A 12,870-nucleotide genomic window follows, 5' to 3' on the forward strand; every position below is an offset into this window, starting at 1 on the left:
CTAATTAAAATGATAAGTTTAAATTAAGTGAGTAGATTCTTGAAAAAGGATAATCAATACCTCGTTCTGCTTTGATCGTAGATACTTGGAAAAATTCGTTTGCAATTGCATTAAATCCTAAACCTGTTAATCCAGCTCTTTTTAGCCAAGCTCTATCGGTTACTCGATATCCTAAACGAATAGATTCTCCTGCGATATAATCGTCTTTTTGAATAAAACGAGAAGATATTGGAGTCGAATTTGTTAAACCAATAGCTTTAAATTGTGCTATTTGACCTGGTGTTGTCCATCGATCTGTAAAAGCTCTAGCGTCTTGATTATCAAAAATATTGTCTTTCGAAATATTTTCAACTTTGTTGTATAAAGCACTGTTAAATCTTTCTGCACCAAAGCTATATCTTACAAATAATCCGAAACTAAAACCTTTGTAGGTTACGTTTGTAGAAACAACTCCAGTGGCAATTTCTCTTGAATTCCCCATTACAACCTCGTCACTTTTATCTAATGTGAAAGTCGATTGTCCATTTTTCTTCAAGAAAACTTCTCTTCCCGTTGCAGGGTCAATTCCTAGAGAAGGAACGGCCCAAAGATCGTTGCTGCTTGCACCGTCATAATAACGGGTAAGACTTGATGTTTTTTGAGCTGCCTCGTTTAAAGAAGATAATGCATTATTGAAACCGCCTAATTTATTATCTCCTGAAGCTCCCATTATACCAACTCCCCAGATAAAATTCTTTTGAAGATCGTAGATAAAGTTGTAGTTCAATTTCCATTCTACGCCTTCTGTAGTTAAATAACCAACATTTAACGGATACGCATTTACACCTGTAGAAGCCGCTAAATCGATAGCAACAATTTGTGGAGAAGTTTTACGTCTGTATGCTCCTAATGTTGCGGTTAATCTATTTCTGAACATCGCCAAATCTAATCCAACCGATAAATCTTTAGTTCTTTGTGCTTCTAAATTCGGGTTTGCTAATTGAGAAACAGCCAATCCTGGGCCAAAAACATTCGTATTAATATTATAAGAGTAAACATCGAAAGAGGCAAAACCTACTAGATTTTGGTTTCCTGTCTGCCCAATATTTCCACGAAGCTTTAAAATATTAACAATGTTTTCGTTCATTTTAAATTCATTGTTAATGTTCCATCCAAAACCTACGCCCCAATATGGAGAATATTTTTTGTTGGTTCCAAAGTTCGTTGCTCCCGAAATGGTATGGGTAAAATCGAACAGATATTTTCTGTCATAAGCGTAGTTAATCTGATTGGTTAAATCTACGCTTCGAACTAATTGCGTATAAACTCTAGGTTTTCCGTTTGGCTGGTATCCAAAAGCAAATGCTGGGTTTCCTTCAACACCTAATGGAAATCCTCTTAAAGTAGTTCCAAAAGCATTATTTTGAGTTTCTAATGCCGAAGCTCTAACCGTATAATTGAAAGAATGCACATCTCTAAAAACATTAGAATAGGTTGCGCCAAGATTAGCATTCCATTTATCAGTAATTGCCTCATTTCTATAATATGAACCTTTTTCAGTTGCAATGTCCGTAATATATCTGGTGTCGTCTGGTGATATAAAAACAGTTGCAATTGTACTGTTTCTAGATACTGATATTGCTCCAGTTGTTTTAAGATGCGCATTTACATCATAATTAATAGCAAAGTTATTGGTGAAATTGAAAATATTTGATTTGTTATAACTTCCCAAGAAAACATTGTACAACGGGTTTGGAGCCTGATTTACCACTATATTTTTATCTTCCAACGGCAATGAAGAACCATCCAAATAGCGGGTTATAACTCCATATTCATTATGCTTCGGGTAATACGGACTTACTTTTGCCCAAGTTTCGAAAGAACCATAAGGCGATTCTTGATTATCTCCCCCCGAAACAAAAGTCTGGTTGTTAATATTCCATTTATCTTTTCGGTAAGTTAGTGAAGTATTATATCCCCAAGTATTATGTTCTGTTCCTTTCATAGTACCTGTGACCTTTTTATAATTTCCAGCGATATTGAATCTAAATTCGTCACTTCCGCCGCCAAAATTCAAACTATGCCCAGAGGTAATTCCCATTTGGATTGGTTCATTTAACCAATACGTATTTACACCACTGCGAACCGCTGCCAAACGTCTTTGATATTCTTTTTGAACTTTAAAATCGTACTCAGAAGCAGGATTTGTTGTAGTATAAACTCCAGAAAGTCTTTCGAATTCTAGTTTTTGCTCGGAATTCATTAAATTATAAACACTTAAATCTGCCAATTCGTAAGAAGAATTATAAACATAAGAGAATTGTAATTTCCCCGGAATTGGTTTAGTGGTTTCGATTACTACAACTCCATTTGCAGAGCGAGAACCATATAATGCAGTTGAAGCTGCGTCTTTCAACAAAGTAATACTTGCAATTCTATTAATATCTAAATCGACAACTTGCTGCAAAGTCGTTGGAAATCCGTCTAGAATAAATAACGGCTGATTCGGATCGTCTTTAAACTGGCTATCAACCTGATTTGCTGTTAAGCTCGTCTGTCCTCTCACCTCAATTGTTGGCAGAATATTTGGGTTAGAACCTACTAAATTATTATTAACCACAATAAAAGAAGGATCTAATGATTTTAAAGCCTGAACAGCATTTTGCGTAGAAATCTGTCTTAGCTCTTCGCCTTTAAAAACCGTTACTGCTCCAGTAATCAATTCTTTTTTACGAACTGTAACCCCCGTATTTACAACAACTCCTTCAAGCTGTTTGGTTTCTTGTATTAAAGTAACATTTATTACTTTTCTTTTGTTTACTTCAACAATCTGTGCTTTATGTCCAATGTAAGTAAACAAAACTTGACCGTCTTCTGGTGCGCTAATTGTATATTTCCCATCAAAATCGGTTTGTACCGCTGCATTGGTTCCTCGCACTTTTATGTTAACGCCAGGAAGCGGCTCTTTGGCTTCGTTGGTTACAGTACCTTTAATTTCAATAATTTTAGATTGTAAAACCACTACTTTTTCTGCAGCTCTTTCTTTTACAACAATTGTATTTCCATTAGAAAAACTAAAATCAAAATCTTTATTAGAAAAACTGGCTTCTAATAATTCATTCACTTTAATTTTTCCTTTTTTTAAATGTACTTTAGGTAATTTTTTAAATAAATCTTCCTGATAAATAAAAGTGTAGTTGGTTTGTTTTGTGATGATATCAAAAACTTCGTCAACAGTTACTGTTTTATCAGCCGTAATTACAACTTTTGAGTTCTGTGAAAATAGATTTACGGGAGAAAAACCAAAAATTGTAGTACAAAACAAGAAGATAAAAGTTCTCATAATGTTAATAATTAGCCGATCTCTAAAATAGAAATAGGCGCTGGTTAATTTAAATTTCATAAATTTACATGTTAATTGGTTGGTTGGTTGTTAAAACTGATTAATGGATTAATACATAGAAAGGGATAAAGTGCAGTACGGTGAGAGGTCTAAACTTTAATCCCTTTTCTTTTTATTTGATAATAATCTTATCATCTTTTTTCTCATAGGCATTAATAAAATTAATATTCTTGATTGTCGTTAATATGTCTTCTAATTTTTGATTTTTGTTTAAAACTCCATTAAACTTAACATTCCCAAGAGCCGGATCTGCAAACACAATATCTACATCATACCATCTTGACAGTACTTTTGCAATTTCTTTGAGAGGCATTCCTTTAAATACAAATAAGCCTTTTCTCCAAGAAATTTCGTTGTAAACATCAACTTCAGAAACGGTAATATTTCCGTTGTATTCTGAAATTCTCGATTGTTCATTCGGAACCAAAGTTTTTCTTTTACTTGCATTACTTACTGCAACTACACCTTCGACCAAAGTGGTGTAAATAGTCGATTCGTCTCGATACGCTTTAATGTTAAATTGAGTTCCAATAACTTCAACATTTTGATTTTCGGTTTTAACTTTAAATCTTGAACCTTTATGTTTCGTGCTTGGCGAAACTTCAAAATAAGCTTCTCCGTAAACCAATTCTACTTGTCTGGTTTCTCCATCTACAAAAGCGACCGGGTATTTTAATTGCGATTCCGAATTCAGCCAAACTTTAGTGCTATCTGCCAATTGAACAAAAAATTGTCCTCCTCTCGGAATTGTTAAAAGATTATTGGCAATAGTTGAACCTTTTGAATTATAAATCAACTTTTCTCCGTTACTCGAAGCATTTCCTTTTGTATACGATTTTCCTTTTTCTAAAGCGATAACAGATCCGTCTTCTAAAGTCAAAGTTGCTTTGTCACTTCCAATTAGAATTTCTTTGTGTGCAACCTGCGGAGTTTCAATTTTAAGCGGATTTGTTTTATTGATTATTAATGAAATCGAAATCAACAATAATAAAGATGCCGCCATCGCAACCAGTTTAAATCTGTTTGTGGCATAAAACGGTTTCAGGCGAATAACTTCTTTTTCCTCAGATTGAATCGCATTTTGAAGACGCGTTCTCATTTTGAGTTCCATTTCTTCTTTAGAACCAAGCGCATCATTCCAGTTTTCATCTGTTTGAAAACTTTCGTAAAAATTCAATAGTTTATTATTCTCCTCGAGATTGGTATCACCGGAAAGATATCTATTTAGTAAAACTAAAAAATCCTCTTTTTTCATTTTTTTTGTATTATTCGGGGAGTATATTAAGTAAGTATCCAAAAAGACACCTACCCCCTAGTCCAAATTGTATTTTTTTTATTTTTTTTGAAAAATGACTAAAAAAAGAAGAAAACGCACACACCATCAATCCGACAACAATATTTAATTCCTGCTAAAAGATATTTTTTGTGAGCCATAAAATCATTGCCATACTGATACTTTCTCCCATAGAAGATCGAATGGTATGCAAAGCTTTTGTAATATGATTTTCGACTGTTTTTGTAGAAATGTTAAGTCGTTCGGCAATTTCTTTATGACTAAGCTGTTCTTCTCTGCTTAGTTTATAAACTGCCTGACATTTTTCTGGAAGAGATTCGATAATTAAATTCAATTGTTGCACCAATTCGTCGTGCATTAATTGTGTTTCTGGCGTAGAAGTTAAAAAGCGTTTTTCTAAATCATCAAAAAGTTCGACGTGAATTTTGTCTTTATTTTTTCTTAAATGATTAAAAACCTGATATCTAGCGCAGGCATACATATAACCTTTTAACGAAATATGAATTTCAATTTTTTCACGATTATGCCAGATATTCATAAAAATATCCTGAATAATATCTTCGCATAATTCCTTGTCTTTGATAACATTATAAGCAGACATAAAGAGTGCCTGCCAAAATTTATTATACAATTCTGTCAATGCCGATTCATCGCCGTCGCGGAGACGATCGATTAAAATTTGATCTTGATTTAAGACAGTATTCGACAATGATTGCGGTTTTAAGAGAATTGAATAATTCGCAACAAACATAATAAATTTGCCGATTAATCCTAATTTGTTCTCGACAACACAGCCATATAATTGCAATAGTTCTTAATTTTAATATTTTAAAAAAACTAAAAATTTGACAATTATAACTCTTAATATTATTTATTTTTTCAATTTAAACAACTTCTTTCACTAAAATAAAATGAATTTTACAAAATATACTTCATAAATTCATGTTAAGTTAAAATTGTATTTTTATTAAATTTAGAAAAATTGACGTAGCCAATTTCTTTAAATCTCTAAATTGAAATTCTTTAAGTTTATTTTAAATAAAAAATCAAAAGACTTTACGGAATGTAATTTTTGTAACAAAAAAACAATTCCAAAAAGTCTTTAATTTATTTCTCGATAAAGATTACTCTGATTTTATTTTAACGGATTAGCTTTTACACCTTCATTAGTTAAAACAACCGGTTTAATAAAACCTTTTTCATCAAAAAACATTTCTTCGATGCAAGTTTCTCTCGAATGCATAACTGTTTCTGTCAATGGTCTTCTGTGATACACAATATAATATTGCTCTTTATTCGGCACTTTTATAACAGAATGATGTCCAGCGGCACGCGCAATTTTCGGATCAGATTCTAAAACTTTTCCAATTCTTTTAAAGGGTCCCATTGGCGAATCTGCAATTCCATATGCCACACAATAATCCGGCCCGCCCCAATCGCCTTCAGACCACATAAAATAATATTTATTGTTTTTGATAAACATAAAAGGACCTTCTGTATAATTATCAGGCGTCATTTCTTTGAAAATCGTTTTATCTTCAAAAGGAATAAAACCAGTAAAATCAGATTTCAATTTAGCGATATTGCAATGTCTCCAACCGCCATAAATTAAATAATGCTGACCGTCTTTGTCTTTAAAAACAAATTGATCAATTGGCTGAGCACCATTAATAATTTTATCAACCAAAGGTTTTCCTAAATAATCTTTATAAGGCCCTTCTGGTTTTGAAGCTACGGCAACTCCAATTCCGCCTTTTTCTCCTTCATGAATATCATTCGCACCAAAAAACAGGAAATATTTGTTTTTATTTTTAATGATAGACGGCGCCCACATAGCTCGTTTTGCCCATTTTACAGCCGTTGTATCTAAAATTCTTGGATGCTTTGTCCAATTTACCAAATCTGGCGAAGAAAAAGCATCGAAGAAAACCTGATCATCAAAAGGTGCCGAATAAGTTGGAAAAACCCAATATGTTTTATCGAAAATAATGCCTTCGGGATCTGCATACCAGCCTTTAAAAATTGGATTATTTTGTGCAAATGAATGCAGCGAAGTAAGCATCAGAAAACCGAAGAGAATCTTTTTCATAGTTTTTTTTTATTTTAAAAGTAATAAAACATTTTAAAGTATTGAATTTGAGTTTCAAACTTTTCATAAAATGTACTTTCAATCTATTTTTTGATTTTATAAATATTGTATTTTTGGACTAGAAAATAGTTTTCATTCAATAAACTTAAAACAGTCCAGATGCTTCGTCCTTGGCCATTAGAAATTCAGCTTGACAAAAAATCAGACAAAGCGATTTATCTTCAAATCGCTGATGCAGTTATCGATGCGGTAAAAACAGGAAAATTAGTAAGCGGAAATGCGCTTCCGGGAAGCAGGCAGTTGGCACAATTATTAAAAGTAAATCGCAACACAGTTGTGGAAGCTTTGGATGTTTTAACTGCCGAAGGATGGCTTGAAACTTTTGATAGAAAAGGCACTTTTGTAACGAATTCACTTCCGAAAATCGATCATTCATTAGAGAATAAAAAAGAGCAAAAAACTTCAACTGAAGAACAAAAGAGTTTTTTAGTTTTTGATGATGGACTTCCAGACAGTCGATTGGCGCCAATGAATGATTTGGCAAGAGCTTATCGCGAATTGTTTAGCCGAAAATCGCGTTGGCAAATTATGGGTTACAGCAGCGAATTGGGAAATTTGGAATTTAGAAAATCGATTGCTCAAATGCTCAATTTTAAACGTGGCATGAGTATTTCTCACGATCAAATCTGCATAACACGCGGAAGCCAAATGGCGATGTATTTGGCTTCGCATTGCATTCTGAAATCTGGTGATTTTGTTTTGATTGAAAATCCTGGCTATAAACCTGCTTGGGAAACTTTTGAAAATTCTGGCGCAAAATTGCTTCCAATCGATGTAGAATCAGACGGATTGAATATCGATCAAGTCGAAGAATATTTGCAAACTCATCAAAACATAAAGGCAATTTATGTTACGCCTCATCATCAATTTCCGACTACGGTAACATTGTCTTTAAAAAAGAGATTAAAACTAATTGAACTTTCAAATCAATATAACTTTACGATTATTGAAGACGATTATGATAATGAATTTCATTTTGGTCAACGTCCGATTCTTCCCATTTCGAGTTATTTGGCTTTAAAAAACTATGTTTATATTGGCAGTTTTAGTAAAGTTGTTGCGCCCGCGCTGCGTATTGGTTATTTAGTTAGTTCTCAAGAAAATATCCAGAAAATCGGAAATCACAGAAAAATAATTGATGTTCAGGGCGATAATATTATGGAAGAAGCGATTTTAAACCTCATCAATGAAGGAAAAATAAAACGTCATCTTAAAAAAGCTAATTTGATTTATAAAAGTAAAAGAGATTTTTTTGAAAGCATTTTAAATCAACATCTTAAAGACAAAATAAGCTTTTCAAAACCCGAAGGCGGACTTGCTTTTTGGATTGTTCCAAAAGCTGAAATTGATGTTTTGGATGTTTTTGAAAAACTAAAATCGCAAGGCATTCAGATTATGAGTCCAGATCGATTTAGTTTTGATAAAACAATTAAAGGTTTCCGTTTAGGATACGCTTCACTTTCCGAAAAGCAAATCGAGGAAGGAATTAAGGCGCTTGCTAAATTTTTGTAAAAAGTCTAAAAAAAAACATATTTAAACGCGGATTTTACGGATTTGCTATCGCAAAGACGCGGAAAAAAAACTGATTTTAAAATCTGCGTCTATCAGCCTCTTTGCGATAGCAAATCCGTTTTATCAGCGTCCAATTCATTTAATTACAATTTTCCATTTCAATAATAGAAAAACCATTTGCCCGAACTTGATTTTCGACTTCAATTGGAGCTTTATCAATGTGACAGAAACGACATTCTTTAGAAGATAAAGCTTGTCCTTCTTGATTTACACTTTTTAGGTAAATTTTACCGTATTCATACACTTGTTCTGCATCGTTCACATTTTCGTCTACCAAAATATCAAAATGCATAATTTTTCCGTCTTTGCGGGTTACGTAAGTATCCCAAACTGCTATTTTCATTTCCTAAGTTTCTAAGTTACTAAGTCGCTAAGGGACTAAGTTTTATTGTTTTTATTCGACAAATTTACGCTGGTTTTGAAACTGCTGAATAATCCAGTTTTTTCATTTTTTGAAAGATTCTGGTCCAGTAAGATTTTGAGGTTTCGATTTAATTTTGTGATATGAAAAACGAGATTATTTTTAATTTGATAAAAGTTCATCAGCGAATCGAAGATGCGTGTCGAATCTCTAAAAGAAATCCTAATGAAGTTCAGCTTTTATTAGCGACAAAAACTGTTTCGCCAGAACAAATTCGTATTGCAATTGAAGCCGGAGAAAGTTTAATGGGCGAAAATAAAATGCAGGAATTACGAGATAAAGATGCCGAATTGAAACATCTTCCTGTAGAACGACATTTTATTGGGCATCTTCAAACCAACAAAATCAAAGACGTTTTCAAATATGTGACTTGCATTCAATCTTTAGACCGAATAAGTTTGGCTGATGAACTTCAGAAACAGCTTCAAAATCAAAATAGAAAATTAGATGTTTTTATTCAGGTTAATACTTCTTATGAAGAAAGTAAATTCGGTTTGGCGCCAGAGGAAGTTTTGTCTTTCATTAAAAAAATAAAAACGTATGAAAATCTAAATATTAAAGGTTTAATGACAATCGGACTTTTAGATGTTGAGAAAGAAAAGATGATTCCGTCACTTAGACTTTTAAGAACGATTCGAGATGAAATTTATGCCGAAAAAATAGAAGGTTTACAAGATTTAAAACTTTCTATGGGAATGTCTCAAGATTTAGAACTTGCGATCGCTGAAGGCTCTAACATAGTGAGAATTGGCACTTCGATTTTTGGAAATCGTTTTTTAGGAAAAGAAATATGGAATGAAAACATTGCAGAATAAAACTTAATTTTGCAGCAAATAAAACGCAGATGAACCTGAATGATCTTACCGTAATTGATAACGAAAAAATTGCTTTAGACGATTTATTTTTTAGTGAAGAAAATAAAGCAGCCTTACTTCAAATTATCAAAGAACATCAATATATTGAAGAATTAAAAAAGTACAATCTTAAAGTAGATAATAAAATTTTACTGCACGGAAGTTCTGGATGCGGTAAAACGACAACGGCAAAAGCGATTGCGAATACTTTAAACAAAAAAATTATCATCGTAAACCTCAGCACGGTTATTGACGCGCGAATTGGTGAGACTTCTAAAAACTTAAAAGCTATTTTTGATAAAGCAATTCGCGAAAGAGCAGTTTTGTTTTTAGATGAATTTGATCAAATTGGCAAAAGCCGCGACAGCGACGATAAAGATGTGGGGGAAATGAGACGTTTGGTTAATACTATTATTCAGCTTTTTGATTATTTCCCAACAGATAGTTTAGTAATCTGCGCAACAAATCATTATGAGATAATTGACAGCGCTTTATTAAGAAGATTTCAGCTTCGTTTAAAATACGAAATGCCTTCTGAAAGTCATTTGGATATTTATTACGATAAAATTTTAAGTGAATTCCCAAAACAATTTCAAAATACCGAAAGACGTTATGCTATTTCATACGCCGAAGCTTTAGATTATATTCATACTTCTATGAAAAAACAGATTATCGCTTCTTTAGATATTCAACAATAAATCAAAAAACCCGTTGCAAATGCAACGGGTTTTTCTTTACGGAGTTTTTATATAGAATGAATAGTGTACAAATTTTATAATCCTCTTGTCAACCATCCTTTTTTGTTAGCTGTTGCTATCGCATAAGGCGCAATCCAGAACAAACTGAAAGTATAGAAAACACTGTAAGAGTAAGCCCAGAAAGACTCAGACAAGTTGTATCTTTTTGCATAAAAGATCATAGAAAAACTTGAAAAAATTAAGATTCCTAAAAATGTTGAACTTAAAAATAATATAGGGTGAACTGCAATAAAGTATAACATAAATAAGATAAATGGATATGTCATTGCAATTTTAAAGAATTGGTTTAAGAACAACATTCTCGGACCAAATTTTGAATCTTTTCTAAAATCTGTAAAAACATATTTTGCCATCATCAAGTTTTCGCGAACATTACTTCTCGCCCATCTGATGAACATTTTGTATAAGCCTTTGTATTCTTCTGGAACGTTTGTCAATACAACTGCATTTCTCTGAAATCTAACTTCAAAACCTTGTTTCAAAATCATATTTGTCAAAGCACGATCTTCTCCAATATCTGACGGTTCACCCATAAAAGTTTGGTTGATCCATTCTGGAAGACAGTTGAATACAGCATCTCTTTTGTAAGCTGCCAAAGCTCCAGGTGTGCATAATACAGAACCTAACTGACTTTCTGCAGAACGTTGAAATTCGAAACTCATTACAAAACTAACATTCAACATTTTTGGTAAAATAGCCGATTTGTTGTTTAAAACTTGAACGTTTCCTGCAACTGCGCCACATTTTTCGTTTACCACAAACGGACTAACCAAGTTTCTTAAAGTATCTTTTTTAACGATAGAATCGCTATCTACAGTTACAAATATTTCTCCAGTTCCTAATTTAAATCCTCTGTATAAAGCTTGACGTTTTCCTTGGTTTTTTGGCTGTTGAAAAATCGTTACGCGATCTCCCAATTTTGCTTTTGCTTCTTGCATCCAATACCAAGTGTCATCTTTACTTCCATCGTCAATTGCTAAAAGCTGTAATTTTTCTGCTGGATAATCGCTATCTGCAAGACTTAACAAAGTATCCCAAACTAATTTTCCTTCATTGTAAGCCGGAACGATAATCGTACATGTTGGCAACAATTCATCTGATACAGATTCGATTGGTTTATATTTTAAATACAAATAAGAGCTGTACAAGAAAACTCCTGTTTGATAAAAGAATAAAATCGTTGTAATGATTAAAAATGGCAATCCCCAAGTTGAGGCTACTCTTTCAAAATGAAATTGTTCAAAATCATCTTGCAATAAAAATACCGAACAAACTCCAGCAATCATCAAAAAGAATGTTGCAATAATAATTGCTAATCCTATTGAACTTGTAGGTCGTTCAACGTGTATTTTTTGCGTTTTTTCTTTAGTTCCAAAAATAGAACCGCTTAATGCTTTTTCGCTTAGTACCGAACTACCGTTCGCGTAAAATTGTTTTGAGATAATTGTTTCGCTTTCCATGTTTATACTCCTTTTTAATTTCTTTAATTTGGCTTTTAGTAAAATCTTCTTCCTTTCTCATTAATTTGAAACTCGTATGGGGAGAAACAATTAAAAAACAGATACATCAAAGATTTTGACATAAACACAATTTGCAAGCGTCGTGCCAATACGGTTCTAAGCTGTTGTAGAGGCATTTAAAAAAAAGAGGCGAAAAAATAGTGTATAATTATTTCACACTTTATGGATACGGTATACACAAAAATTGGAAAAATTAAGATTGAAAAGTGCGATTTTTAAAGGGATTTGCGCATTCTATTACACAGAAAAAATAAAAAATCAAGAGCAGTTTGAAGAATAAAAATATCTCGTAATTTTAAAAAACGATAAACTTTAAATTAAATTGTTTGAAAGTATAAAAAAGCCATCTAATTGTTTTTTTCATATTATAAAAAAAACATCTCTCAAAAAAACAGAAATCTTACATAAAAAAGTTAAATTTATAAAATATAATTAACAGTAAATTTTAGGAGACTAAGAATGGTTATAAAGCATTACAATCTTTTATTAGCAGATGATGACGAAGATGATTGCGATTTCTTTAGAGAAGCTCTGAGTGAAACGTCAATCAAAGCAGAACTTTTTATGGTGCATGACGGCGTGCAATTGATGAATTATTTAGAAAATAATGAACTCAAAACTTTTCCTGATGTCATTTTTCTTGATTTAAACATGCCTCGTAAGAACGGTATTGAATGTTTAACGGAAATTAAAGAAAATGAAAAACTGAAAAATCTGCCCATTATTATTTTTTCGACTTCACTTGACAGCGAAATTGTAAATAATCTATATCAAAAAGGCGCTTCATACTACATTCGTAAACCTGGAGAATTTTCTAAACTAAAAACTGTTATTGAAAAAGCATTGACTGTAGCATCTCAAAATAATTTTAACCAGCCCGAAAGAGCCAATTTCATATTGCAACCCTAAATCTTCTTTGG

Annotated in this window: 10 protein-coding genes; 4 read left to right on the forward strand and 6 right to left on the reverse strand. The window is 32.5% G+C overall.

The genetic code is table 11. The annotated features are described in order from the left end of the window. Nucleotides 1-4: 4 nt before the first annotated feature. The 4 genes from NYQ10_RS21470 to NYQ10_RS21485 form a co-directional block, all read right to left on the reverse strand. Complete coding sequence (locus tag NYQ10_RS21470; protein WP_289878168.1) at nt 5-3,322, reverse strand: SusC/RagA family TonB-linked outer membrane protein; 3,318 nt, start codon at nt 3,320-3,322, stop codon at nt 5-7. Nucleotides 3,323-3,494: 172 nt separating this feature from the next. After that, a complete protein-coding gene (locus tag NYQ10_RS21475; protein ID WP_289878170.1) occupies nt 3,495-4,637 on the reverse strand; it encodes a FecR family protein in 1,143 nt (380 codons plus the stop codon). A 154-nt stretch (nt 4,638-4,791) separates the two neighbouring features. Continuing rightward, nucleotides 4,792-5,385 (reverse strand): RNA polymerase sigma factor, encoded by a 594-nt coding sequence (locus NYQ10_RS21480; protein ID WP_289878171.1) that lies wholly within the window; start codon nt 5,383-5,385, stop codon nt 4,792-4,794. 426 nt (nt 5,386-5,811) lie between these two features. After that, complete coding sequence (locus tag NYQ10_RS21485; RefSeq protein ID WP_289878172.1) at nt 5,812-6,765, reverse strand: glycoside hydrolase family 43 protein; 954 nt, start codon at nt 6,763-6,765, stop codon at nt 5,812-5,814. A 159-nt stretch (nt 6,766-6,924) separates the two neighbouring features. Here NYQ10_RS21485 and NYQ10_RS21490 point away from each other — a divergent pair, with 159 nt between their 5' ends. Beyond that, entirely contained in the window at nt 6,925-8,337 is a 1,413-nt protein-coding gene (locus tag NYQ10_RS21490; protein ID WP_289878173.1) for a PLP-dependent aminotransferase family protein, read from the forward strand. A 139-nt stretch (nt 8,338-8,476) separates the two neighbouring features. Here NYQ10_RS21490 and NYQ10_RS21495 read toward each other — a convergent pair whose 3' ends face one another. After that, nucleotides 8,477-8,740 carry a DUF2024 family protein gene (locus NYQ10_RS21495; protein ID WP_289878174.1) on the reverse strand — a complete coding sequence of 88 codons (264 nt, stop codon included), beginning with the start codon at nt 8,738-8,740 and terminating at the stop codon, nt 8,477-8,479. Between the two features lie 161 nt (nt 8,741-8,901). Between NYQ10_RS21495 and NYQ10_RS21500 the strand changes: the two genes are divergently transcribed. Both NYQ10_RS21500 and NYQ10_RS21505 read left to right on the forward strand, forming a co-directional pair. Continuing rightward, on the forward strand, nt 8,902-9,633 hold the full coding sequence (locus NYQ10_RS21500) for a YggS family pyridoxal phosphate-dependent enzyme (RefSeq protein WP_289878175.1): 732 nt from the start codon (nt 8,902-8,904) through the stop codon (nt 9,631-9,633). A 29-nt stretch (nt 9,634-9,662) separates the two neighbouring features. Then, nucleotides 9,663-10,370 carry an AAA family ATPase gene (locus tag NYQ10_RS21505; protein WP_289878176.1) on the forward strand — a complete coding sequence of 236 codons (708 nt, stop codon included), beginning with the start codon at nt 9,663-9,665 and terminating at the stop codon, nt 10,368-10,370. 74 nt (nt 10,371-10,444) lie between these two features. Here NYQ10_RS21505 and NYQ10_RS21510 read toward each other — a convergent pair whose 3' ends face one another. After that, entirely contained in the window at nt 10,445-11,890 is a 1,446-nt protein-coding gene (locus tag NYQ10_RS21510) for a glycosyltransferase (RefSeq protein WP_289878177.1), read from the reverse strand. A 519-nt stretch (nt 11,891-12,409) separates the two neighbouring features. Between NYQ10_RS21510 and NYQ10_RS21515 the strand changes: the two genes are divergently transcribed. Then, nucleotides 12,410-12,859, forward strand: a complete 450-nt coding sequence (locus NYQ10_RS21515; protein WP_276172611.1) for a response regulator — start codon at nt 12,410-12,412, stop codon at nt 12,857-12,859. Nucleotides 12,860-12,870: the final 11 nt, after the last annotated feature.

The sequence above is a fragment of the Flavobacterium johnsoniae genome (genome assembly GCF_030388325.1).
In the GTDB taxonomy this organism is placed as follows: Bacteria; Bacteroidota; Bacteroidia; order Flavobacteriales; family Flavobacteriaceae; genus Flavobacterium; species Flavobacterium johnsoniae_C.

What these genes read in the sequence shown, in the direction of transcription:
- NYQ10_RS21470 (WP_289878168.1), bottom strand. Translation starts at nt 3,322, where the DNA reads ATGAGAACTTTTATCTTCTTGTTTTGTACTACAATTTTTGGTTTTTCT.
- NYQ10_RS21475 (WP_289878170.1), bottom strand. Translation starts at nt 4,637, where the DNA reads ATGAAAAAAGAGGATTTTTTAGTTTTACTAAATAGATATCTTTCCGGT.
- NYQ10_RS21485 (WP_289878172.1), bottom strand. Translation starts at nt 6,765, where the DNA reads ATGAAAAAGATTCTCTTCGGTTTTCTGATGCTTACTTCGCTGCATTCA.
- NYQ10_RS21490 (WP_289878173.1), top strand. Translation starts at nt 6,925, where the DNA reads ATGCTTCGTCCTTGGCCATTAGAAATTCAGCTTGACAAAAAATCAGAC.
- NYQ10_RS21495 (WP_289878174.1), bottom strand. Translation starts at nt 8,740, where the DNA reads ATGAAAATAGCAGTTTGGGATACTTACGTAACCCGCAAAGACGGAAAA.
- NYQ10_RS21500 (WP_289878175.1), top strand. Translation starts at nt 8,902, where the DNA reads ATGAAAAACGAGATTATTTTTAATTTGATAAAAGTTCATCAGCGAATC.
- NYQ10_RS21505 (WP_289878176.1), top strand. Translation starts at nt 9,663, where the DNA reads ATGAACCTGAATGATCTTACCGTAATTGATAACGAAAAAATTGCTTTA.
- NYQ10_RS21510 (WP_289878177.1), bottom strand. Translation starts at nt 11,890, where the DNA reads ATGGAAAGCGAAACAATTATCTCAAAACAATTTTACGCGAACGGTAGT.
- NYQ10_RS21515 (WP_276172611.1), top strand. Translation starts at nt 12,410, where the DNA reads ATGGTTATAAAGCATTACAATCTTTTATTAGCAGATGATGACGAAGAT.